Source organism: Paenibacillus azoreducens, from assembly GCF_021654775.1.
In the GTDB taxonomy this organism is placed as follows: Bacteria; Bacillota; Bacilli; order Paenibacillales; family Paenibacillaceae; genus Paenibacillus_AQ; species Paenibacillus_AQ azoreducens.
On the sequence record NZ_AP025343.1, the window covers coordinates 3,195,315 to 3,217,993 of the forward strand.

22 protein-coding genes and 1 riboswitch are annotated in these 22,679 nt (G+C 47.0%); of the genes, 19 read left to right on the forward strand and 3 right to left on the reverse strand.

From position 1 onward, the window contains the following. Positions 1-50: 50 nt before the first annotated feature. Complete coding sequence (locus tag L6442_RS13960) at positions 51-1,799, reverse strand: alpha-glycosidase (protein ID WP_212977423.1); 1,749 nt, start codon at positions 1,797-1,799, stop codon at positions 51-53. 480 nt (positions 1,800-2,279) lie between these two features. Here L6442_RS13960 and L6442_RS13965 point away from each other — a divergent pair, with 480 nt between their 5' ends. From L6442_RS13965 to L6442_RS13980, 4 genes are all read left to right on the forward strand, one after another. Next, positions 2,280-3,086, forward strand: coding sequence for a transporter substrate-binding domain-containing protein (locus tag L6442_RS13965; RefSeq protein WP_212977424.1), 807 nt, complete (start codon positions 2,280-2,282; stop codon positions 3,084-3,086). 83 nt (positions 3,087-3,169) lie between these two features. Beyond that, positions 3,170-3,829 (forward strand): amino acid ABC transporter permease, encoded by a 660-nt coding sequence (locus L6442_RS13970; RefSeq protein ID WP_194233930.1) that lies wholly within the window; start codon positions 3,170-3,172, stop codon positions 3,827-3,829. Next, on the forward strand, positions 3,816-4,538 hold the full coding sequence (locus L6442_RS13975) for an amino acid ABC transporter ATP-binding protein (protein WP_212977425.1): 723 nt from the start codon (positions 3,816-3,818) through the stop codon (positions 4,536-4,538). The genes L6442_RS13970 and L6442_RS13975 overlap by 14 nt, the downstream gene beginning before the upstream one ends. A 251-nt stretch (positions 4,539-4,789) precedes the next feature. Then, a riboswitch (cyclic di-AMP (ydaO/yuaA leader) is annotated at positions 4,790-4,946 on the forward strand. Between the two features lie 8 nt (positions 4,947-4,954). Continuing rightward, the gene (locus tag L6442_RS13980; protein ID WP_212977426.1) at positions 4,955-5,611 is read left to right on the forward strand and encodes a 3D domain-containing protein; all 657 of its coding nucleotides are present in this window, start codon (positions 4,955-4,957) and stop codon (positions 5,609-5,611) included. Positions 5,612-5,828: 217 nt separating this feature from the next. Here the strand turns inward: L6442_RS13980 and L6442_RS13985 are convergent, their stop codons facing one another. After that, entirely contained in the window at positions 5,829-6,647 is an 819-nt protein-coding gene (locus L6442_RS13985) for a polysaccharide deacetylase family protein (RefSeq protein ID WP_237100310.1), read from the reverse strand. Positions 6,648-6,846: 199 nt separating this feature from the next. Between L6442_RS13985 and lpdD the strand changes: the two genes are divergently transcribed. From lpdD to L6442_RS14025, 8 genes are all read left to right on the forward strand, one after another. Next, positions 6,847-7,314 carry a prenylated flavin chaperone LpdD gene (lpdD, locus tag L6442_RS13990; RefSeq protein WP_237100311.1) on the forward strand — a complete coding sequence of 156 codons (468 nt, stop codon included), beginning with the start codon at positions 6,847-6,849 and terminating at the stop codon, positions 7,312-7,314. A 94-nt stretch (positions 7,315-7,408) separates the two neighbouring features. After that, positions 7,409-8,077 (forward strand): PspA/IM30 family protein, encoded by a 669-nt coding sequence (locus tag L6442_RS13995; RefSeq protein ID WP_212977427.1) that lies wholly within the window; start codon positions 7,409-7,411, stop codon positions 8,075-8,077. 116 nt (positions 8,078-8,193) lie between these two features. After that, a complete protein-coding gene (locus tag L6442_RS14000) occupies positions 8,194-8,598 on the forward strand; it encodes a DUF350 domain-containing protein (protein ID WP_212977428.1) in 405 nt (134 codons plus the stop codon). A gap of 70 nt (positions 8,599-8,668) precedes the next feature. Further along, a complete protein-coding gene (locus tag L6442_RS14005; protein ID WP_212977429.1) occupies positions 8,669-9,175 on the forward strand; it encodes a DUF4178 domain-containing protein in 507 nt (168 codons plus the stop codon). A 10-nt stretch (positions 9,176-9,185) separates the two neighbouring features. Next, positions 9,186-9,956: a DUF4247 domain-containing protein gene (locus tag L6442_RS14010; protein ID WP_212977430.1), complete on the forward strand. Its 771-nt coding sequence runs from the start codon at positions 9,186-9,188 to the stop codon at positions 9,954-9,956. Positions 9,957-10,086: 130 nt separating this feature from the next. Then, positions 10,087-11,361, forward strand: a complete 1,275-nt coding sequence (locus tag L6442_RS14015; RefSeq protein ID WP_212977431.1) for a molybdopterin molybdotransferase MoeA — start codon at positions 10,087-10,089, stop codon at positions 11,359-11,361. Continuing rightward, positions 11,358-11,867, forward strand: a complete 510-nt coding sequence (gene mobB, locus L6442_RS14020; protein WP_212977432.1) for a molybdopterin-guanine dinucleotide biosynthesis protein B — start codon at positions 11,358-11,360, stop codon at positions 11,865-11,867. Before L6442_RS14015 ends, mobB begins: the two co-directional genes overlap by 4 nt. Positions 11,868-12,081: 214 nt before the next feature. Beyond that, the gene (locus L6442_RS14025; RefSeq protein WP_212977433.1) at positions 12,082-12,549 is read left to right on the forward strand and encodes a DUF5946 family protein; all 468 of its coding nucleotides are present in this window, start codon (positions 12,082-12,084) and stop codon (positions 12,547-12,549) included. Positions 12,550-13,385: 836 nt separating this feature from the next. Here L6442_RS14025 and xerS read toward each other — a convergent pair. Further along, entirely contained in the window at positions 13,386-14,468 is a 1,083-nt protein-coding gene (gene xerS, locus L6442_RS14030; RefSeq protein ID WP_212977434.1) for a tyrosine recombinase XerS, read from the reverse strand. A gap of 244 nt (positions 14,469-14,712) precedes the next feature. Between xerS and L6442_RS14035 the strand changes: the two genes are divergently transcribed. The 7 genes from L6442_RS14035 to L6442_RS14065 all read left to right on the forward strand — a co-directional run bounded on the left by L6442_RS14035 (position 14,713) and on the right by L6442_RS14065 (position 22,672). Further along, positions 14,713-15,198 (forward strand): GNAT family N-acetyltransferase, encoded by a 486-nt coding sequence (locus L6442_RS14035; protein WP_212977435.1) that lies wholly within the window; start codon positions 14,713-14,715, stop codon positions 15,196-15,198. A 53-nt stretch (positions 15,199-15,251) separates the two neighbouring features. Beyond that, positions 15,252-16,142 carry an aldo/keto reductase gene (locus tag L6442_RS14040; RefSeq protein WP_212977436.1) on the forward strand — a complete coding sequence of 297 codons (891 nt, stop codon included), beginning with the start codon at positions 15,252-15,254 and terminating at the stop codon, positions 16,140-16,142. A gap of 326 nt (positions 16,143-16,468) precedes the next feature. After that, on the forward strand, positions 16,469-18,265 hold the full coding sequence (locus tag L6442_RS14045) for a flavocytochrome c (RefSeq protein WP_212977437.1): 1,797 nt from the start codon (positions 16,469-16,471) through the stop codon (positions 18,263-18,265). Between the two features lie 116 nt (positions 18,266-18,381). Continuing rightward, positions 18,382-19,059: a helix-turn-helix domain-containing protein gene (locus L6442_RS14050; protein WP_212981627.1), complete on the forward strand. Its 678-nt coding sequence runs from the start codon at positions 18,382-18,384 to the stop codon at positions 19,057-19,059. Further along, positions 19,038-19,937 (forward strand): IS3 family transposase, encoded by a 900-nt coding sequence (locus L6442_RS14055; protein ID WP_272880345.1) that lies wholly within the window; start codon positions 19,038-19,040, stop codon positions 19,935-19,937. Before L6442_RS14050 ends, L6442_RS14055 begins: the two co-directional genes overlap by 22 nt. A 465-nt stretch (positions 19,938-20,402) precedes the next feature. Continuing rightward, positions 20,403-21,995 carry an amidohydrolase gene (locus tag L6442_RS14060; RefSeq protein WP_212981036.1) on the forward strand — a complete coding sequence of 531 codons (1,593 nt, stop codon included), beginning with the start codon at positions 20,403-20,405 and terminating at the stop codon, positions 21,993-21,995. A 329-nt stretch (positions 21,996-22,324) separates the two neighbouring features. After that, a complete protein-coding gene (locus L6442_RS14065; protein WP_194233945.1) occupies positions 22,325-22,672 on the forward strand; it encodes a hypothetical protein in 348 nt (115 codons plus the stop codon). The last annotated feature ends 7 nt before the right edge of the window (positions 22,673-22,679 follow it).

A 22,679-nucleotide genomic window follows, 5' to 3' on the forward strand; every position in this document is an offset into this window, starting at 1 on the left:
AGCATTCCGGTCTTAACAAAGTTCGGAATGCTCTTTTCAGTTTCTGCCGGTTACTTGGCGATTTTACGGTACAAAATCCGGTATCCGTATGCGTCAAGGGTGATATTCATCACGCCGTTAACTGGCGGAACCTGCTCATCGCTCAAGGCATCGCGCCAATCGGTCGTGACCATCGGGTGGGAAAGGGTTTGTTTTTGTCCCGTATTGTTCATCCAGACCGTAAAGTGGATATCGGCATTCGCGCGTTCGTAGATAATGCAAGGATTGCCCGGATCGGCCTTCAGAAAGCGGAATCTGCCTTCGCGCAGCGCTTTATTTTTTTTGCGGAGATGGATCATCATTTTATAAAAATCATATAGCTCGCGATCCTGCTTATTTTGTTCCCATATCATGCATTTGCGGCAGTCGGGATCGACGTCGCCGGTTATGCCAACCTCATCGCCATAAAAAATGCACGGTGTGCCCATGTAGGTAAACAGGAAAACGACCGCCAGCTTTTGCTTGCGTTTATCGCCTCCAACCCGGGTCAACAATCTGGGGGTATCGTGGCTGCACAGCATGTTAAACACAACTTCGTTGGTTTGCTGCGGATAGCGCATCAGAAGGGAGCTCATGCGGTTAGAGAAGGTGGCGCCATCCATCCCGCCATTGAAAAACTCCAGCACCTTTTCGGCAAAAGGATAATTCATCACCGAATCGAATTGATCCCCCGACAGCCAGGATAAAGAATCGCTCCATACCTCGCCGACGATATACGCTTCCGGATTCACTGCTTTAACCACCGTGCGGAAATCGCGCCAAAAATGATGATCCACCTCATTGGCAACATCAAGGCGCCAGCCGTCCAGCTTGATTTCCCTGATCCAGTATTCGGCAACGTCCAGCAAATATTGCTTTACCTCCGGATTGGCCGTGTTAAATTTCGGCATATTGCCGTAAAAACCGAATGTATCGTAGGTGGCGATGCCGTTTTCTATCCGGGCGGGAAATTTGTTAACATGAAACCAATCCTTATATTTCGATTTTTCGCCGTTTTTGAGCACATCCTGGAACGGGGGAAACTGTTCGCTGCAGTGGTTGAAAACCGCATCAAGCATCACCCGGATCCCTTTGGCGTGGCAGGCTTCGACGACTTCTTTTAAAAGAGCATTGGTGCCAAAATGAGGATCGACCTGCTTATAATCAACGGTATCGTATTTATGATTGGAAGGGGATTTGAACAGCGGAGTGAAATAGATCGCATTAATACCCAAATCCGCCAAATCATTTAAATGATCGAGCACTCCTTTCAGATCGCCGCCAAAAAAATTATCCATTTTCGGTTGTCCGCCCCAAGGGTCCGTTACCTCGGGATCATTGCTTGGGTCGCCATTTGCAAACCGCTCAGGGATAATTTGATAGAAAATCGCATCCTGAGCCCATTCAGGGACCGTAATCACATCGATCTCATGTATGTAGGGGAATTCATAATATCCGCCCGTCGGAGCGGGACAATAATGATATATTCCACTATCCAACATATAGGTTGTTTCTGTTCCTGCCGTAATGCGGAAAGCGTAGGATAAACGTTTGTATTTGGGCAAGACCTCGGCTTCCCAGTAATCGAACATTTCATCGGACGCCGCTTTGTCCATCGTAATTTCAAAATAAGTCGATTTCCAGTCATACTTGTCTCCGGTCATCGCAACTACGGAGTTTACATCGTTTTTCTTGGTGCGTACACGCAGGTGAATCGTGCGCGAATCGTAAGCATAAGCCCATTTATCACGGGGAACATGATATAAAGCTTCGAGCAGCATGACTGCACCTCCAATTTGTCTTTGGATACTTCATTTACCGCAATATCGGAATGATGGCCCATGGCCCTCTTTGTCCTGATTCGGCATTGTCATTATTATGCTCCAAAATGGGGAATGACTTGCTTGATTCTGTTGTGAATAGAAATGCATAAAAACAACAAAGCAAATACCTGATTTGACCATAGATAGATGAAAAAGAAAATGAATAACCCGATTTCTCGTGGAATAATATGGAATTAATGGCGAAAATGAAACTCGTTACATTCAATTGGTATCGACCAATGGAAGATAAGGACCAAACTCGGAGTTTCATTGTTGACAAAATATTGAAAACAGTATATTTGTATGAAAATTACATTGCATAATCATGCAGAGTATTGTAGTATAAAACATGTTTTCCTACGCTGATGACGATCGGCCAATATGATCATACTATTTCTAAAACATAAGGAATCAAGTTGAAGACAGGAGAGAAGAAAGATGAAAAAATGGGGAGTTTTAACGGTTTGCCTGATACTGGCCGGTAGTCTGCTGGCAGGCTGCGGTGGTAAAAATGCGGATCAGGCATCTGTTTCAGATAATGGCGGCAGCAAAACGGAAAAAACGGTTGTGCTTGGAACAAGCGCGGATTTTCCGCCATACGAATTTCACAAAATGCTTGATGGGAAAGACCAAATCGTCGGCTTCGATATCGAGATTGCCAAGCAGATCGCTGCAGATATGGGAGCCAAGCTGGAAGTCAAGGATATGGACTTTGATGCACTGCTTAGTGAATTGTCCAGCGGCCGCGTCGATTTTGTCATCTCAGGTATGACGCCGGATGAAAACCGGAAGAAAGAAGTGGATTTCTCGAATAATTATTACAAAGCCCAGCAAGCGGTTGTAGTACGGGAAGCCGATAAAGACAAATATAAGACGATGAAGTCGCTTGAAGGGGTATCTTTCGGTATCCAAACCGGATCCATTCAGGAAGATATCGCCAAAAGCATTCCAGGCGCGAAAATTACCGGCCTCGGAAAAATCAACGACATTATTATGCAGTTGAATTCAAACCGCGTCGATGCATCGATCATGGAAAAACCGGTAGCGGAAGCCTTCCTTAAAAATGTGAAGGGACTTGCGATTGCGGACGTTGTGCCGGAATATAAAGAAGACGGCTATGCGATTGGAATCAAAAAAGGCAATACGGAGCTTGTGGAGCAAATCAACAAAACGCTGGACCGCCTGAAAGCAGAAAATAAAATTGACAAGTTTGTTTCCGAAGCCAGCGAGCTTGTGGCCAAATAATATCGATCTTGCAAAACAGGGGAAAATAGCGAATGCCATTTCGCTATTTTTTCTGTTGTACGTGAAGGAGGATGTAGCTTTTCATGAATATATTTCAAACGTTCTGGGAGTATCGGTCGTATTTTGCGACGGGTATTCAGTATACGCTGCTGCTGGCGGCGATTGGGGTCATTTGCGGCTTTATTCTCGGCATATTGATTTCCCTGCTGCGGCTGTCGCGTTTTTGGCTGCCGCGTTTTTTGGGCACGGTATGGGTGGAAATTTTGCGGGGCACCCCAATGCTCGTGCAGCTTTTTATTATCCATTACGGTTTAACATCGTTTGGCATTAAATTTACCCCGATCGAGTCCGGTGCTATTACGCTTTGCATCAACAGTTCCGCTTATTTGGCGGAGGTGTTCCGTGCAGGGATCCAGGGGATTGACCGGGGACAAGCCGAGGCTGCTCGTTCCTTGGGAATGACGAAAGGCATGACCATGAGATACATCATCCTGCCGCAAGCCGTGAAAAGCGTGCTGCCGGCCATCGGCAACGAATTTATAACCATTATTAAAGAATCATCAATCGTATCGTTTATCGGTGTTACTGATTTGATGTACCAGGCACGGGCTGTAACTAGCATTACGTATGAATCGCTCAAGCCGCTTTTGATCATCGCTGCCATTTATTTTGTGATGACCTTTACGCTTTCCAAGCTGCTCGGCCTGTTCGAAAGGAGGTTAAATACGGATGATCACCGTTAAGGATTTGCATAAATCATTTGGCAAACTTGAAATTTTGAAAGGCGTGGACATCGAAATCGCCAAAGGGGAAGTTGTCGTTGTCATCGGCCCCAGCGGATCGGGGAAAAGTACGTTTCTGCGATGCCTGAATCTGCTTGAGACGCCGACAAAAGGCGAAATCACCTTCGAGGGCGAGTCCATTACGGATAAAAAGCATAACATCAACCTCACGCGTGAAAAAATGGGGATGGTGTTTCAGCAATTCAATTTATTCCCTCATAAAACGGTACTTGAAAATATAATGCTTGCTCCGGTGAAGGTGAAAAAAATGCCGCAGTCTGAAGCCGAAAAAATCGCTTTGGAACTTCTGCGGACCGTTGGCCTTGCCGATAAAAAGGATGCATATCCTTCCCAGCTCTCCGGTGGCCAAAAACAGCGCATAGCCATTGCCCGCGCGCTGGCGATGCAGCCGCATGTGATGCTGTTCGACGAACCGACGTCGGCGCTGGATCCCGAGATGGTAGGGGAAGTGCTGGAAGTGATGAAAAAGCTGGCTGAAGGCGGCATGACCATGGTCATCGTAACCCATGAAATGGGTTTTGCCAGAGAAGTCGGCGACCGGATTATTTTCATGGATGGCGGACACATCATGGAGGAAGGCACGCCGGCGCAGGTGTTTGGGAATCCCCAAAACATCCGTACCCAAGATTTCCTCAGCAAGGTTCTCTAACAGGATGCTGCTTAAAGCTTCGTACAGGGTTCATAACCTTGGACGGAGCTTTTTTTGTCATATAAAGAAAGTACTCTGTTTACATAACAAAAATACTGTTAATAAATCGATTTATTTGTAACTAAATTCTTTAAAAGAATGTCATTTTTTTCGCAGCTTTATATATCAAAGTCACGCTGATAACGGAAGTTTTGTTTCTATAGATTGCAAACTGGTAACAATTTCATGCGCACAGGTTACAAAATTGTGATATATTGAATGAGCCGAAACTTTGAAACACAAAGTGCGGGGGAAAATTTTATCGTGAAATGTTAGTCATCACTTGGGGTGAATCGTTCATTGGAACGTAGGGTTGTCTCCTCAATCCGAATCCGACAGCTAACCTCGCAGGCATTGATGGATCTTAAGGAGGAACTATGAAGAAGAGATTTTTGACTGCTAAAATATTGACAGCTGCACTCGGCGTTACCTTGGCGATGCAAGCCACACCGATTCACGCGGATTCTGTACATGTAGCCAAAGATGGCGATACCTTTTATACTCTTTCAAAAACATACGGTGTAGGTTTAAGTCAACTTATGAACGCCAATCCAAACATTGAAGCAAACAACATCTATGCAGGCTTGAAATTGAATGTACCGGGACAAAACACGGTGAAGGCATATGCGGATCCGGCTCCAACGCTCATTTCCGCTTCCCTGAATGTTGATTCCGACCAAAAGGTCGTGGAAGCATGGGGGAAATCCTATAATTACACTAAAAAACTGCAAGTGAAAGCTTCAGCCTACTCCTCGGCAGCCAGCGAAAATGGAGGATGGGGCGCCGTCGATTATTTCGGCAATCCGCTTGAACTGGGAACCATCGCGGTAGACCCTTCTGTCATTCCGCTTGGCACGAAGGTTCTTATCACAGGTCACAGCTTCCCCGGTCTTCCTAAAAAAGCTTTCGTAGCCACAGCCAGAGATACAGGCGGCGCCATCAAAGGCAACCGCATTGACATCTTTGTTCCAGGCAGCGCGCAAAGCGTCAGCGATTTTGGTTTCCAGAACGTCGAATTGTATTTTATTAACTAGATGTTAGAAGCGCATTGACTTACCCCCGATCGCTTTTAATAAAACGGAGCCGCCCTCAAAAGTCTTTAAGACTTGAGGCGGCTCTTTTATCTATGTGAAGCTATGATGTTAAAAAGAAAAAGGTCCAATTCAGGGAAAGCATTACCCCGGGATTGGACCTTTTTTAAGGTGCTGCGTGCCCAGACAAGCACGCATTTTATTGCATTCAAGTACAGTCCTACTTGTCCTTTTGAATCCGAAGCAGTTTAGGGACGGTAACGAACGTGTACCCTTTTTTCTTCAGTGCACGGATAACTTCCGGAAGGGCCCCGATCGATCCCGACAAGTCCGAAGAGCTGCCTCCGCCTGCATGCTGTAAAATAATAGAACCTTGACCGGCCGTAGCCATAATATTTTTCTTTACAGCCTCTTTGCTGAGGCCTTTCCAATCCAAAGAATCCACATCCCAGTTAACGATTTTATAACCTTCCCGTTTGGCCCAGAGGAGCTGGTTTTCCGTTATATCGCCGTAGGGAGGGCGGATCATTTTCGGTTTGTATCCGATGATTCCGTACAAAAGGTTTTCCGTCCTGATAATTTGCTCCGTGTATTCCTCCATGGTCAGCTTATGAAACTGCGGATGGTTATAGGAGTGGTTTCCGATAACATGCCCCTCACGAACGATGCGGGCTACCAGGTCGGGATGTTTTTTAGCTCTGCTGCCTACGATGAAGAACGTCGCCTTTACCCCGTTTGCGGACAAAATGCGAAGGACCTGCGGCGTATAACGGGGATCGGGAACATCGTCAAAAGTCAGGGCGATCTGCTTGGTACGAGGACCGTGGATTTTGAAAGTTTCCGGGTATTTTTTAATGAGTTGGCCTAATTTCAAAACCCTTTCCTGGCGCTTTTCTGCTCTTTCGCGGCTGCTTGTTTCTTTTGCGGGCTGGGAAGAAACAGCTCCTTCTGCTAAGGCCGCCTGCAGGCCGGGCTCAGGGCACAGCAGGCTCATGACCAGCAGCGCGGCGAGGGCTTTGCCAAGACAAGTGTTTCTCATACAGATGACGGCTCCTTTCCACGGTATGCTGTCGGCAAATGTAATTGTCTATACTGTTATGTCCCAATTTGGAAGGAATTATGATGTTTTTTAGAAAATAGCCCCTCTTTTCCATAACCATCCCTCAAAGTGTATAATATAGTGTGAAAATATACGCAAGCTGGACGGCAAAGGCGATTTGGTGGCGGTTGGCTGGGGAATGTTGAAAGATACTTATCGGGCTCTGCATGCTTCGCGGGCGCTGGGGGGAAACGCGGATATTCCGAAAGCCATATTTGCGGGATTTAAAAATTCAGGCGGCAATGTGGAGGAGGCGCTTTTAGTGAATGCAACGAAGTGGGATATCCGTATTCAGGAGGTCTCTGCAGGGCGTGATATCTTACTTCTTCTTACTGGAGGAGAGGCGCATATCGGTGCTGTGGCTACCGCTTATTTTAACGAAGAAGACAAGGACGTTCAGGTTCGGACTGTGGATTTGCCCGGGCACCGCGAAGATGAACTGGCGGAATATATGGCGAAAACAGCGGCAAAGGCGCTTGGATGTACCGTCACCGTTGCTGCAGGAATTCACTACGACGGAATCAGCAAAGAGCAGATCCTTGACATCGTCGCAGAGGCAAAACAAGTATTTGAAGGCTATCTTAAAGCAGCGGTGAACAAAATCTAAAAAAATTTTTTTGAATTTTTGAAACGACTTCAAACTTGCTCCGTAAATGAATATCATAAGAACTATAATTCACTCTCTAGGAGGAAACAACAATATGTCTATTTTCAAAAGATTACGCGACCTTACTATGTCCAACATTAATGCAATCATCGACAAGGCGGAAGATCCGATCAAAATGACGGACCAATATATTCGCGACATGACGGAAGATCTCGAAGATGCTGAAAAAGCGGTGGCGGCTCAAATCGCCATTGAGAAAAAGTTCAAGCAGCTGTATGAAGAGCAGCAGGCACTCGTTGAAAAACGCACGCAGCAAGCTCATACGGCAGCACAAGCCCAAAACGTCGAGCTGGCGCGCCGTGCGCTTGAAGAAAAGAAAGCCGCTGAACAAAAAATGGAAGAGTACAAAGCAAGTTATGATCAAAACAAGGCGGCTGCAGATAACCTCCGCAACAAACTTGATGAAATGCGCAAACAGCTGACTGAAATGAAAAACAAGCGTGAAACGCTCGTAGCCCGTTATAACGCCGCCAAAGCGCAAACCGAAATCAACAAAGCTATGCAAGGCTTCAGCACGGATACTGCGTCAAACGGCATGAAGCGGATGGAAGAAAAGATGCTGCAAATGGAAGCGCAAGCGGAAGCCAGCAACGAAATGTCCTCCAAAGGCAAATCTCTCGATGAAGAGTTCGAAAAGCTTGGCACGGACAAACAGGTTGAAGACGAACTCGCTGCCTTGATGAAACAGTATGAAAACAAGTAATACGGAAGGCAAATAGAGCGTAGGGTAAAAGCAGCGAAGGGGACGGCTGGTAGGTAGCCTCCTTCGCTGTTCCTGCTGTATAAGATAAAAAGCGAGGTTGGTGGAGGCAAGTGTCAATGGATTTTAATACGATGATGGCGATCCTTGTCTGGACGGGATCAGGAGCGCTTCTCCTGTTTATTCTCATGTTTGTGGACTCGCTGTTCACAAAATACAAGGACTTTGAGGAAGTCAAAGCGGGCAATATGGCGGTAACCACGCGTTTAGTACTCAAATTGCTGGCGCAGGGGTATATCTTGTCCGTCTCCATAGGTAGATCCAACAATTTGCTGGATGCCATCATGGTATCCATCATCTCCTTCCTGATTTTACTTGTGCTCGAGGCTATCGTCCGGGTGCTGCTGCGCGTATGGGCCAAGCTTGAGCTTGATGTGGGCACGCAGCAAGGGAAGGTTGCTTACGGCTTGTTTGCCGGTACGCTTCACCTGGTAGGGGCGTTAATTATTACCGCTTGTCTATAAGTACGAGTTCGAAATGGCCGGTTTTCAGCAATTCAACAAACTAAGTATGGACCATAAGGAGTTATAATCTATGAGCGTATTCAAACGAATTGGCAACCTGTTTGCGAAGCCGGAACCGCCCAAAGCCGAAAAAAGCATGTTGTCCCTTATGCCTGGCGATATTTGCGAAGTATCGCTGGTTACGTATGAAGTGACGGGAAGAGTGCATAATCGCGGACGCAATGCGGTGGTTCTGACGCTGCAGGATGGCAACACGATTGCTTATTTGCATATTGAAGAACGTGAAACGCTGCAGTATGCCCTGTACAGTCCGCTCGACGGGCGGCTCGATAATCCGAGCGAAGTGCCGACCGAGCTGGAACTGGATGACAAAGTCTTCTTTCTGGAGGAAGAGTATGAGGGCTTTGTGCTGATCCACGGCAAAACGCCGTTCACCCAAGGAGGACAACAGCATGTATGGCAGTACCAGTCCGATGATTACGGATTGGTACGGATCGAATGGCAGAACGGGCGTTTCATGCTTTATGAAGGAGAGAAAGTACTGCCGGGGGATGTAAAGGTCATCCGGGCCAACTAGGAGTGATTGTATGAAAGGATGGAAGGGGCGACCCTTGCTTGGAATAAAAATTGCACTGGTCTTAAGCCTTGTCCTGTCGCTGTTGACCGGCTGCGGTATCGGTTCCCCGAACGTGAAGGAAACGTATCCTTTGGAATCGGTGAGCCGCGACGGCAACGCGACCTCATACGTATACCGGGCGGCGGACAAAACCGTACCGGAAGTCGCCAAGGAGCTTGCCGACGAGAAAAAGCCGGATCAAATGTCCAAGGAAGACTCAGAGCGGATGTTTCTCGTTTACGGCAAAGATTATTACCATCTACAAAAGGACCCTAAAAAAGAAACCGACACCCTGATCGAAGTGGACTCCCAGGAATATGTCCAGAAAAACTATGATTCAAGCTTTCTGAAGGGATATCTCACAGCCGTCGTAATCGGTCAGCTGTTTGATTCGCTGGGAGGCTTGGGCGGCGGATACCGGGGGTATTCGAGCAAAGACACTTATCACCCGAAGCAGGGCAACTACCATGCACCGACAACGAGCGATAAGAAGATCGCTCCGCCGCTCACGGTGGAGAAAAAAGGTTCGATTTTCCGCCGCGGGGGAAGCAACGGAGATTCGAGCGTCGGCTCCGGCGGCAGCATATTTGACCGCAAATCCGACTCTTCCAAGTCAAGCAGAGGCAGCATATCAAGGGGAAGCAGCGGGTCTGGCGGACTGTTTGATTCACCGAAGAAATCCTATACCAAACCAAAAACGAGGGTAGGATCCGGTAAAATAACGCGAAGATCGCGGCGATGAATATAACGAACGCACGAAGCATGGATTCGTGCGTTTTTTAATGTTACCCTATATTAAGCGGATCATAGAAAACTACTTTTTCCGAATGTGTTATGAACCGGTATTTAAGATGAGGAAGGTGTATTACGTTATGAAGCAGACGAACGATGATTTCGATAAATTCCACCGCAAGCCACTGCAGGTGTCTCATGCCCAGAAACTGCTCGCCGCATATGGAAAACCTGGTCCGGTTGAGCAAATCGCGCTGGAAGAAAGCCATAACCGTTATTTGGCCGAGGAAATCAAGGCGCCGCATCCTTTTCCGCGTTTCCGGCGGTCGGGCATGGACGGTTATGCGGTCAGAGCAGAGGATACGTCAGGCTGCAGCTCCGAGCATGTGGTGTGGTTGGATGTTATCGATGAAGTCCCGTGCGGATTTGTCTCGGATAAAGAAGTAACACCCGGAACGGCAATGCGTATCATGACAGGAGCCCAGGTTCCGGAAGGCGCGAATGCGGTAGTGATGCTGGAGATGACTGAGCAGCGCGAATATGAGGGCAGCATCCAGGTTGGATTGAAACGAAAAATCGAAACCGGAAAAAATATAACTCCAATCGGATTTGAAGTGGACGAAGGGGAGGTTTTGATGCTCCCTGGCCGCCGGATTCAGGCAGGAGAAATTTCGGTGCTTGCCTCTTTTGGCGTTCACCAGGTAACCGTATACCAAAAACCGCGCATCGCGATTTTTTCTACCGGTTCAGAGCTGTTGACCGTCGAAGAACCGCTGCAGCCGGGTAAAATTCGCAATAGCAATACATACATGCTGGCTTCCCAAGTGCGCGAGGCTGGCGGCGAGCCGTATATTTTGGAAGCGGTGATGGATGATCTTGCCTTGGCCAAAGCAAAAGTCGAAAGGGCGCTTCAGGAATATGATGCGGTTATCACCAGCGGCGGAGTATCTGTTGGCGATTATGATATTATGGGGGATTTCGTGCGGAGCGACAGCGTGGACATGCTCTATAACAAAATCGCGATGAGACCGGGAAGCGTCACGACGGCGGCGGTCAAAGACGGCAAGCTGCTGTTTGCCCTCTCCGGAAACCCGGGAGCATGTTTTGTCGGCTTTGAGTTGTTTGTTCGACCTTTCATTCAGCAGACGCTGGGAAGCGACAAGCCTTACCTGACCGAATGGACGGCTGTGCTTGCCCAGGACTATACAAAGGTCAATGCCTTTACGCGCTTCGTCAGAGGCCGGCTGGATGCAAGAGATGGCATATTGTACGCCGTCCCGGCCAAAGTGGATGAATCCAGCGTGATGGTCACCATCAAAGACAGCGACTGCCTGATCGTCATTCCGCCTGCCAAAGAGAAAACTCCGGCCGGAAGCAAAGTGAAGGTGCTGATGCTGAAAGGCAGCCCGTTATGAAGAAGCCCTATGTCTGCCAAATCGTCGGCTACAAAAACAGCGGCAAAACGACTTTGGTATGTGCCTTGGTCGAAAGGCTAAGGGCGCAGGGCTGCCGCGTGGCGGTCGTCAAACATGATGCCCATGATTTCGAGATGGATCACCCGGGGACCGATTCCTATCGGCATCGTGCGGCTGGCGCATCGGCGATTGCGCTCGTATCCCAGCGGAAAACGGCAGTCATTCTCGAAGAGGAAACTCCTTTAGGCAAACTTATCGAAGATTTTAGCGCTTATGATATCATTTTGGTGGAAGGGTACAAGAGGGAAGGTTATCCCAAGCTAGTCATGGTAAGGAAAGCAGAGGATAAGGAGCTAATTCAAAGTCTAGAGAACGTTACGGGCGTCGTCAGCTGGCTGCCGGCTGAGCAGATTTTTTCAGGCGGGCAGAAGGGACGTGAACATGTCACGCTGTTTGATAAAGATGAACATGAGCGGATCGCGGACTGGATGCTGCGGCTGAGATAAAGCAACAGCCATTAGCATCCTGCATTGAAACGGATATAAACAAATCTCCGGTGAGATTAATCAGTATTACAAATTGTAAGAGCCGTCCAAGAGGTCCGGTTTTGCTGCGACCTTGGGCGGTCTTTTTTTGTTTCCGAGCACCGATAGGGGTTGACCTTTACGTTACGTTATAGAGTAAACTGAAAAGAAAAGTTTTTGTGGGGGATGTTTTACGATGGTTGACAACGATACAGTCATGGAAAATGGTAAGTGCATTGAATGCGGTGCAAAGGAAGCAGAGGGGCTTTCCTGCTATGAGATGTTTCAATTTCCGTTGGTTTGGGAGCATAACGACCCCCGGTTATATGCATTACATTTTTGGCTAGTTTCATGTTATATGATCCAACACCCCTCAAACTATACTGAAGAAGGATATAGGCTCTTGGTAAAACTATTTTCAGAAGCATATGATCATAACTGGGATACGAGTTATATTCTCAAGAAAAATAGGGAACTTGCTTCAAAGGTAGGCAAAATAGTCAATCCGCTGCCCAGCGGCAAAAGAAAACGTATACTAAGAAAATGGTCAATGACGATTGAAGATCTATACATCGGAGGAGAAGAAAATGCAATAAACGGAATAAAAAAATGGAGAGAGGCATTAAGAGCGGATATAGACAAACAAAATAAAGGTTCAAAATAAAACAAAAAGGAGCTCTTTGATTGAATCTGCGCGGGCTTTGACTAATTTCTAACGGACATCACGGCCGTTAAATGGCCAAAAATAGCCGTTTTTGAATCTTAACGGTCACCACAGCTCTTAATTGCTCCGAAACACGGTAAAAGTGGGTTTTTAAACCAAATAGCTGCAACTGTGTCCGTTAGAAATCAAAAAGGCTGAAATTCGCCTGAATAGCGGCCGCTGTGACCGTTAGAGTTTTGTGCGAATCCTTTCGAACGATCCTAACATATACGCGCGGACTACCCATGCGATCCCAATACATACGTGCGGGAATCCTTCTTGTGCGATCTCAACATATACGTGATCCAATCCATTCATGCAACTAACGCATACGACCAATCCACGTATGCGACTCCAACGCATACGTGCGCATCCTTCCGTGCGATCTAAACATATGCGTGATCCAATCCACTTATGCAACTAACGCAAACGTGCGCAATTCGCCCATGCGACACCAACGCATGCGAGCCATTCTTCATACGATCCTCAACTCAGTTGATTTATCCGATCTCAATGGTTCCCGCTGACCACGTCAACGGATATCGTCGAGCAATTTATGAAAGAATGCGCCTGATGTCGTGATCAGAGTCGAAGATAACCGGTCCGTACAGCAGGGGATAAAAAAATAGCAACGGCGAGCAAAATGAAGCGCTTCTTAGGCCAAACCTCGTTCAGCATCAGCATTTCTCTTCGATTTCTTTTTGCTTTGGTCAACCCATCAAAGGTAAGCATTAGCTTATTAAAAATAGGGAAACCTTAGTCAAAAGGATTTCCCTATTTTCGTCCAGTGAGCTGATTTAGGAATCCGCGCGCCGTTCGATCGCTTCAGACATGGTTTTGTCAGTGAGATGCGCGTATACCTCGGTTGTTTCGGTGGAGGCATGGCCGAGTTGCTCTTTGGTTTTGTAGATATCGTTTTGCAAATAATAATCCGTTGCGAAGGAATGACGCAGCTTGTGAACCGTTAAATATGGCTTGCCAAAACGTTTGGCATATTTGATAATCATGGCCTGAATGGCGCGTTTGGTCATCCGCCTGCCTTCATTTTGCCCGTTGGCGAGGGCGAGGAATAAGGCTTTTTCTTTTTTGGGGGCTTTATATCGGGTTTGGCGCAAATTCATATAATTCATCAGGTCATCTTTGGCTTGTTCCCGGAAGTATACCGGGGTTTTAAAAGTTTCGTCGTTGTTGCCTTTGCGGTATACATGAAGCAATTTGTTGTTCAAATCCAGATCGTCAACATTTAAATTAACGACCTCGGATACGCGCAGGCCGGAATTCAAAATCAGGCTCGTGATGCTGGCATCCCGTTCTTTGTTTTGCTCATGGGCGTACAATGCCTGCTTGTTTTTTTCGACGTCTTTAGCGTAACCTTCAAGAATATATCCGATAAACTCCAGGAGCTCGTCTTCCTCCAAAATTTTGCCTTTCAATTTAGCGGCGGTGTCCTTCGGTTTATGGATGCGTTTGATTTCAATTTTGGCCATAATGTTTCGTTTCAGAAGAGGATAAAACTCTTCATCTTCGGCGATTTGGCTTAGATAATGAAATAATGAACGAAGGGAAGAGAGCTTGCGGGATACGGTAATGCGGGAATTGGCGCCCTCCCGTTTCGTGGCGAGGAAAATCCGGTAGCTGACCACATTTTCCATCCGCAGCACTTCAAGCTCCTGCAGAGTTACTTTCGCATTGTTTTCCGCTTGGGATAAACCTTCGCCCCGCAGCCAGTTAAAAAACGTCTCATAATCCCTCACATATTCAAGCAGGGTGGAGGGGGACAAGTCCGGAAGTTTGTAATCGATGAATTGCTGGACAAACCACGGCATGCCCAGTACCTTATCGTCTAGCTTGATCCGGTCGATTTCTTTCTGTACGTTCATACGGGCATCACCTCTCCAATGATATGGTTTTGTAAAGTATATTTTACCATATTCACCGTCCGTGGTGGCCCTAAAGTCGTTATTGAAGCAGGAATTGGATGAACCTTGCCCATGAGGGTTCAAAACTATATATTGGATATGATACGATGTACATACCTTTAGTTTTAGTTTTTCTTGCGATTATAGGTGCTAAAAGCTCTGATGAAGCTTATAAATTCTATAATCATAAAAATGAGGTGAATTCATGGATTTCAGAATAGACCTGGTTCCGGCGCGGAGAAAACGGGTGATTAGCGGTTTAATGCAGCTGTATTTATATGATTTCACCCTTTATCAGAATCTGGATGTAAACCAGGATGGCGTATTTCCGGAGTACCCCGGGCTGGACGATTATTGGAAAAGAGGCATGGGGAAATACCCCTTTTTGATGACAAGCGGTGGAAAACCGGCTGGTTTTGCGTTAGTGGAACGCCTGATCGACCCGCAGGAAGGCGACTATTACATGACCGAATTTTTTGTGATGCAAAAATACCGCCGCTTCGGCTTGGGCAGCTGGGCCGCGGGTGAATTATTCGATCGCTTTCAAGGGCGGTGGAAGGTCACGCAGATTAAAAACAATACACCGGCTCAGGCTTTTTGGCGGAAAATAATTGGCAATTATACGAATCAGCAGTTTGAAGAGATGATCCATCCGTCGAACGGAAACATCAGTCAGTATTTTATGTCATAAAAGATTAATCATATTAATGAATTTTCTAACTTTATAAGTAAGGAGGCAGAAAGATGGAAAAGCGTTCTTTTGGCAAAACAGGGATGGAAGTCAGCATTTTAGGTTTTGGCGGACAGCAAATCGGTCAAGAACAAGAACTGTCGAAAGTGGAGAAACTGCTGAACCACGCGCTTGATGAAGGCTTAAACGTGATTGATACGGCGGAATGCTACAGCGACAGCGAAGAATTGATCGGCAAAATTTTGTCGCACCGCAGGGACGATTATTATCTCTTCACCAAATGCGGGCATGCGGCGGGGTTTGACGGGGAGGACTGGAATCCGGCGATGCTCGAAAAGAGTATTGACCGCAGCCTCAAACGCCTGCAGACGGATTATGTGGATGTCATTCATTTACATAGCTGTTCGGAAAAGATTTTGCGCCAAGGCGCGGTCATCGAGGTTCTGCAAAAAGCAAAGAAACAGGGGAAAACGCGTTTTATCGGTTACAGCGGGGATCGGACCGATGCTTTATACGCCGTGCAAACCGGATTGTTTGATAGCCTGATGATTTCCTTGAACATTGCCGACCAGGAAGCTATTGATTTGGCTCTGCCTGAAGCCGTGGAAAGAAAGATGGGGGTTATCGCCAAACGTCCGGTTGCCAATGTCGCTTGGACTTATGAGACTCTTCCGGAAAAAGCATACCCTTATGTGTATTGGCAGCGGCTGAAGAAACTCCAATATGATTTCCTGACGGATTCCGAACGGGCGGTTGTAACCGCGCTGCGGTTTGCTTTGAACGTTCCAGGGGTGAGTACGGCCATTGTCGGCACGCAAAAACCAGGCAGGTGGTCGGAAAATGCCAAGCTTTTGCAGTCAAGTACTTTGTCCGAGCAGGAATACGAGCAAATCCGCGCGCGCTGGAAGGAGATTGCCGATGAAGATTGGGTAGGGAAGACCTGATCGGGTATCCCGAACTTGTCTGCCTGCGCAAATCCAAAACCAGGGGAAACAGCCAAGAAGAAGATTTTTGAGTATATTAACATGCTTTTACGTTGGAAAAAGGAAGCGGTCAGCAATCTCATTGACGGCTTCTTTTCTCTATGAAGATTCGGGAGAGTGGCGAGGTCATTATTTCTCGTTACTAACTGCATCCCTTGCTGAATAAATATGAAAGTGATTACTTTCACAAACTTTGGTAAAACTTTGTGTTATTCTTTGTGGAGTAGTGCACAGTACTGTATCGCTGCAATTAACAACTAAGAAAGAGACAAGGGGTAAATGCAGACATGAAGAAGATGAAGTCTTTCGGGAGTATCATACTTATCCTGAGCTTAGTCGTCATGCTGTCAGCATGCGGCAGTGGGAACAACAACGGCAAAGTGGCCGGCAACGAAGGCGAAAAGAGCGGCATCGTTACCGCTATCGGCGAAGGTGACGGTAAGCATGGTGCAATTAAGGTAGAAGTTACGTTCGAGAACAATGAAATGAAAGACATTAAAGTTCTTGAACAGAATGAAAATAAAGTGTTGGCTGAGCCTGTATATAAAGAATTAAAAGAAACGATGATCGATTCGAACAATGCAAATGTCGATGCGATCAGCGGCTCGACTTTGACAAGTAAGGGTTATATTGATGCCGTTAAAGATGCAGTCGCGAAGGCTGGATTGACGCTGGTTGCGAAGCAGGCTGCTAATAAGAACACAGCGGACGAGCCATCCGAGCAAACCTATGACGTCGTCATTATCGGTGCCGGAGGCGCTGGATTCAGCGCGGCTCTGGAGGCTAAGCAGGCAGGGGCTTCCGTCGTTCTATTGGAGAAAATGCCTACCGTAGGCGGAAACACGTTGATTTCCGGTGGCGAGATGAACGCTGCGGGCACATGGGTACAACAGAAGATGGGCATCAAAGACAGTGTGGATCTGTTCGCTGAAGATACGCTTAAAGGCGGAGACAATGTCGGCGATCCGGAAATGGTTCGCGTGCTTGCCGAGAATGCGACCGCTGCTGCAGAATGGTTGAAAAATGATATCAAAGTAAATTTCCTGGAAGATCACCTGTTCCAGTTCGGCGGTCATTCCGTTAAGCGTGCGCTTATTCCTGAAGGACATACCGGTGCTGAATTGATTACGAAACTAAAGACGAAGCTGGATGACATGGGCATCGATCTGAAGACGAATACGAAGGCTGAAAAATTGCTCACAGATGATAGCGGTAAAGTGAACGGCGTAGAAGCAACTGGAGCGAATGGCACTAAGATTACATTCCATGCAAATAAAGGTGTAGTCATTGCAACAGGCGGATTTGGATCCAATGTTGAAATGAGAAAGCAGTACAATCCGGAATTCGATGAGAAATATATGACTACGGATGCACCGGGTTCGACCGGGGATGGTATCGTCATGGCGCAAGCTGTTGGCGCTGCCTTGACCAATATGGAGAGTATCCAGACTTATCCGGTATGCAATCCTGTGACCGGCGTTATTTCGCTGGTTGCAGATAGCCGTTTTGACGGAGCAATCCTCGTCAATCAGAGCGGTAAACGCTTCGTTGAAGAACTGGAACGCCGCGACGTCATCTCCAGAGCGATTCTGGCTCAAAAAGGCGGCTACGCTTACCAATTGTGGAATCAGGACATCGGAGATATCAGCAAAACGGTAGAAGTGCATAAGGACGAATATGATATGCTCGTTAAGGAAGGCGTCCTATACAAAGCCGATACATTGAAGGAAGCGGCAGAATTCTTCAAAATCGATCCGAAGGCGCTGCAAGAAACCATTGACCGTGTCAATAAATTCGCCAAATCGGGTAAGGATGAAGACTTCAAACACCGCGCGGGCTTGAAGGATATGAGCAAAGGTCCTTACTATATTGAAAAAGCCGTACCTTCCGTTCACCATACAATGGGCGGACTTGTAATCAACAAGACGACACAAGTCATGAATGAGAAGGGCGAGCGGATACCAGGGTTGTTTGCAGCTGGTGAAGTAACCGGCGTTATTCACGGTACGAACCGTCTAGGCGGGAACGCGATTGCCGATGCGATTACATTCGGGCGCATTGCCGGACAAGAAGCGGCCAAATAACATAAACTGAGTAATTCGAAGGGGCTGTCCTTTTCGCTATTGTAAATATAGTGATATGCTCCCCTTACGGTAGACAGGTGAAATAATAAAACCTGCTACTGTAAGGGGGCTTTTTTATGCCTAATAAAAAATATGATGCGTCAGAGAAACTCGTTATTATTGGTGAAATCGAAAGCGGGGAAATTGGCGTTAAAGCTGCAGCCGAGAAATACGGTATCACCAAAACGACTTTGGCGAAATGGCGGCGTCGTTACAAGGTGTATGGTTATGAAGGGTTAGAGAAACGCACTCATAATCGAAATTATAGCGCTGAGCTTAAGCTCCAAGCGGTGAAGGATTACATAGAGGGAGGATTGTCTCAATATCAGATCATCGATAAATACAAGATTGCAAGCAGAACGCAGCTTTCCAACTGGATTAAGGAGTATAATCGTCATAGCAGCTTAAAAGCTTACTCAGGAGGAGCGAAAGCAATGACGAAGGGGCGTTCGACGACTTGGCAGGAACGGATCGATATTGTGCAATACTGTCTTGCTCATCAGTATGACTACCGTAAGACAGCGGACCATTTTCAGGTCTCCTACCAGCAAGTCTACCAATGGGTGAAGAAGTTTGAGAATGGCGGTCAGGATGCGTTAAAGGATGGCCGGGGGAGAAAGAAAGCGCCGGAGGAACTAACAGAGGCCGATCGCCAAAAACTCGAGATGAAAAAGATGGAGTATGAAATCGAGCGGCTTCGGGCGGAGAATGCATTTCTAAAAAAGTTACGGGAATTCCAAAGGAGGCGAAGCTAAGCCAATACCGTCATGAGAACGTCTATCTTACTATTCAAGCGCTTCAGGAAGAAGCGTTGTTCAGCGTTCAGCTGCTGTGTGACATTGCAGACATTTCACGTTCAAGCTATTACAAGTGGCTAAATCGCAAGCCCAGTTCCCATGAGCAGGAGAATGCAGAGTTAACGCATGTCATGATGTCCATTTATGAGAAAGTCGAGCGTACCTTTGGATACCGTCAATTAACGTTGCACATGCGCCGCCAAACGGGAAAAACGATTAACCAAAAGCGCGTGTACCGGCTGATGAAGATACAAGGAATTCAATCTGTCATCCGGAGGAAGAAAAAGAGATATGCGAGATCCACCCCACAGCAGGTGGCAGAGAACGTGCTGAACCGCAAATTCACTGCAGATGCGCCAAATGAAAAGTGGGTTACGGATGTGACGGAATTCAAGTACGGCAATGGCCAAAAAGCGTATCTAAGCGCTATTCTCGACCTTTATGATAAATCCATCGTTTCCTATGTATTCGGGCATTCCAATAACAAACCTCTTGTATTTCAGACGTTGAAACGGGCCTTGCAAGAAGTACCAGGAAGCAAGCCCATGCTTCATAGCGACCGGGGTTTCCAATATACCTCTCTGGATTTCAAGAAGCTCTTGGACGATGACGAAATGACTCAGAGTATGTCACGTGTTGGACGATGCATCGATAACGGTCCAATGGAATCTTTCTGGGGAACCCTAAAATGCGAGAAGTATTATTTACACACCTACCATACCTTTGAGGAGCTCGAAAAAGACCTCCAGGCCTATATCCACTTTTACAATTACGAACGATTACAAGCAAAACTAAACGGCCTCAGTCCGATGGAATTCAGGACAAAGGCCGCTTAATTGATTTTTATTTTTTGTACTGTCTACTTGACGGGGTGCAGTTCAATAGCGGGGGCAGTCTCTTTTTTATAATTTTCAAGTTCCAAAATATCATCATATGAAAAATTCACAAAAGGAAAGATACATTGTGCGTCTATTGTGCAAAGCTATATAAATTGAACTATAGAAAAGGACAAGAAATAGGCAAGAGGGAGAAATGATTCTGGAGAAGCGAAGCGCTCGCCTTTGTGAGTGGATTTCTACCATAGATAGGTTCAAATCATAGAAATCTGGGAGCAACAGCGATCGAAAGAACATTTCACACGGCTGCCTTCAATCTGTACAATTCATTGGTTCAACTTATATAGCTATAAAGCTTTCGTGACATCAAGATATAAAAAGCTTTAAGATGTATATGTATGATGGGCGCATAGCGAAAAAAGTTATACGGGAAATGATTTGAGAACCGCAAAAGGAGGGGATTCTATGGGAACAATGTGGAAGGGCGGCCAAATTTACACGATGAAGGCGGAACTACAAACTGTTGAGGCGGTATATACCGAAAACGGAGTTATTTTGGGGACCGGTGCATTGGCCGAACTGGAGAATAAGTATCGCGGGCAAATAGATCATGTCGAAGATTTGCGGGGCGGTGTCATGTTCCCTGGTTTTGTGGACAGCCATATGCATTTAATCGGACATGGGGAGACTTTTCTCAAATTGCAATTAGGCGGCTGCCGGAGCAGGGAAGAGGCAATTGAACGGGTGAAAGCACAAGCCGAGATATTGCCGGAAGGCATATGGATCATCGGCGAAGGCTGGAATGAAAATGAATGGACGGATTCAGGTTTGCCTGAACGGGAGCTGCTGGATTTGGTCGCACCCAGACACCCGGTCCTCCTGCGGAGAGTGTGCAGGCATGCGATTGCTGTCAACACGGCCGCGCTTGCCGCGGCGGGAGTGAACGAATATACTCGCGTACCGAACGGTGGTGTATTGGGGCGGGACGCTGCGGGAAGATTAAACGGCATCCTCAAAGAGCAAGCCCAGGAGCTGGTGCTTGGAGCGATGCCCGGTGCGACGGATGAATATTTGGCAGCAGCGTTGGAGGCGGCGATTGAAGACTGCTGGTCCAAAGGTTTAACGGGCGGCCATACGGAGGATCTAAGTTATTACGGGAGCTGCACCCGAACCATGAACGCATTTCATAGCGTCATTCATGAGCGGCACAAGCATTTTCGGGCGCACCTGCTCGTACATCATTTAGTGCTGGACGAGTGGCTGCGAGAGCACAGAGGCGAGTATATTGAATCGTCGCTGCTTGAATTTGGAGCCATGAAGCTGTTTGCGGATGGGGCGCTCGGCGGAAGAACCGCTCTGCTCAGCCGGCCGTATGCGGACGATCCAACGACAAACGGTGTTGCGGTACATTCGGATGATGAGCTGGAAAGTCTGGTTATAAAGGCGAGACAGCATGGCTTAGCTGTTGCCTCTCATGCCATCGGGGATGCGGCAGCCGAAAAGGTGCTCAAATATCTGGAGAAGTATCCATGTCCTGAAGGAAAAAGAGACCGGCTGATTCATGGACAGATCCTCCGTCCCGAACTGGTTGCACAAATGAAGAGGATGCCTGTCATAACCGACATTCAGCCAAGTTTTGTGGCATCGGATTTCCCGTGGGTGATGGAACGGATCGGCGATCCCCAAGGGCTGCTGGTTTATGCCTGGCATACTCTTTTGGCAGAAGGCATCCCTTGTGCAGGAGGCTCTGATGCACCGATCGAGAAGGTGTCGCCGCTCGAAGGCATTCATGCGGCAGTAACGCGGACAAAACCCGGCCAGAAAACCGTCTATGAAGAAAAGGAAAAGCTCACGATGTATGAAGCAATCTCTATATATACCAAAGGAAGCGCCTTTGCAGCCTGCCATGAACGAACACATGGCCTGATCGGGGAAGGATATGCGGCGGATTTTACGGTTTTGATGCAGGATCCGTTCGGCGGAAATCCGGATATTCTTCTTGAAGATCTCGTCCAAATGACGGTCGTGAACGGGAACGTAGTTTACGCAAGAAAATAAACCTATTCGAAGTTGAATTTATAAACGGCAGCAACCTTATGTAATTCAATATGTCAAAAAATCATCATATGAAAAATTCACAATAGAAAAATCATTTACCGTACCTGGGAGCTTACTACTAAAACACCTGCTATTCACGTTTTTATCAACAACACAAGAAAAAAGGATCTTAAATTACCATAAATATAATTATGTAAACTTATATGCTGTATGGTACAGATAGCAAAACAAACTTGATCCCATACTCTCCAAAGATCCATTGATCATTTTCCGTCCTTTTCGAACCCTGCCCTGCATATGAATGGAGGGGAGGGGAGCGTGAAGAGGGCGTGGACAAGATTGTCAAAAGATATTATCAGCTGAAGCAGCAGCAAAAAGAGACCGAACAGGAACTTAAGGAACTGCGTGATCAAATTATAAGTTTTTGCCAGGAAAAAGAAACATCGGAATTTGCCGCGGGTCCTTACCGGGTAAAGCTGATTTCGCAAGCAAGGAAGGAATTTGATGATGCCAAGCTGTATGGGGCGCTGCCTGATCCGGAGTTATGGCGGATGTTGTCCAAATCCGATCCTGCGAAGATTGCCGGCCTGGTTAAGCTGGGGGTTATCAAAGAGGAGAGGCTGCAGGATACGTATGCTTTGAAGGAAATAACATTGCTGCAGGTGGATAAGAGATAAAATAGCA

Bases quoted from the DNA above. Each gene is read 5' to 3' on its own strand.
- L6442_RS13975 (WP_212977425.1), top strand. From the start codon at position 3,816: ATGATCACCGTTAAGGATTTGCATAAATCATTTGGCAAACTTGAAATT.
- L6442_RS14035 (WP_212977435.1), top strand. From the start codon at position 14,713: ATGGATTTCAGAATAGACCTGGTTCCGGCGCGGAGAAAACGGGTGATT.
- L6442_RS14025 (WP_212977433.1), top strand. From the start codon at position 12,082: ATGGTTGACAACGATACAGTCATGGAAAATGGTAAGTGCATTGAATGC.
- xerS (WP_212977434.1), bottom strand. From the start codon at position 14,468: ATGAACGTACAGAAAGAAATCGACCGGATCAAGCTAGACGATAAGGTA.
- L6442_RS14015 (WP_212977431.1), top strand. From the start codon at position 10,087: ATGAAGCAGACGAACGATGATTTCGATAAATTCCACCGCAAGCCACTG.
- L6442_RS14005 (WP_212977429.1), top strand. From the start codon at position 8,669: ATGAGCGTATTCAAACGAATTGGCAACCTGTTTGCGAAGCCGGAACCG.
- L6442_RS14050 (WP_212981627.1), top strand. From the start codon at position 18,382: ATGCCTAATAAAAAATATGATGCGTCAGAGAAACTCGTTATTATTGGT.
- L6442_RS13960 (WP_212977423.1), bottom strand. From the start codon at position 1,799: ATGCTGCTCGAAGCTTTATATCATGTTCCCCGTGATAAATGGGCTTAT.
- L6442_RS14045 (WP_212977437.1), top strand. From the start codon at position 16,469: ATGAAGAAGATGAAGTCTTTCGGGAGTATCATACTTATCCTGAGCTTA.
- L6442_RS13970 (WP_194233930.1), top strand. From the start codon at position 3,170: ATGAATATATTTCAAACGTTCTGGGAGTATCGGTCGTATTTTGCGACG.
- L6442_RS13985 (WP_237100310.1), bottom strand. From the start codon at position 6,647: ATGAGAAACACTTGTCTTGGCAAAGCCCTCGCCGCGCTGCTGGTCATG.
- L6442_RS13965 (WP_212977424.1), top strand. From the start codon at position 2,280: ATGAAAAAATGGGGAGTTTTAACGGTTTGCCTGATACTGGCCGGTAGT.
- L6442_RS13995 (WP_212977427.1), top strand. From the start codon at position 7,409: ATGTCTATTTTCAAAAGATTACGCGACCTTACTATGTCCAACATTAAT.
- L6442_RS14010 (WP_212977430.1), top strand. From the start codon at position 9,186: ATGAAAGGATGGAAGGGGCGACCCTTGCTTGGAATAAAAATTGCACTG.
- mobB (WP_212977432.1), top strand. From the start codon at position 11,358: ATGAAGAAGCCCTATGTCTGCCAAATCGTCGGCTACAAAAACAGCGGC.
- L6442_RS14000 (WP_212977428.1), top strand. From the start codon at position 8,194: ATGGATTTTAATACGATGATGGCGATCCTTGTCTGGACGGGATCAGGA.
- lpdD (WP_237100311.1), top strand. From the start codon at position 6,847: ATGTTGAAAGATACTTATCGGGCTCTGCATGCTTCGCGGGCGCTGGGG.
- L6442_RS14040 (WP_212977436.1), top strand. From the start codon at position 15,252: ATGGAAAAGCGTTCTTTTGGCAAAACAGGGATGGAAGTCAGCATTTTA.
- L6442_RS13980 (WP_212977426.1), top strand. From the start codon at position 4,955: ATGAAGAAGAGATTTTTGACTGCTAAAATATTGACAGCTGCACTCGGC.
- L6442_RS14060 (WP_212981036.1), top strand. From the start codon at position 20,403: ATGGGAACAATGTGGAAGGGCGGCCAAATTTACACGATGAAGGCGGAA.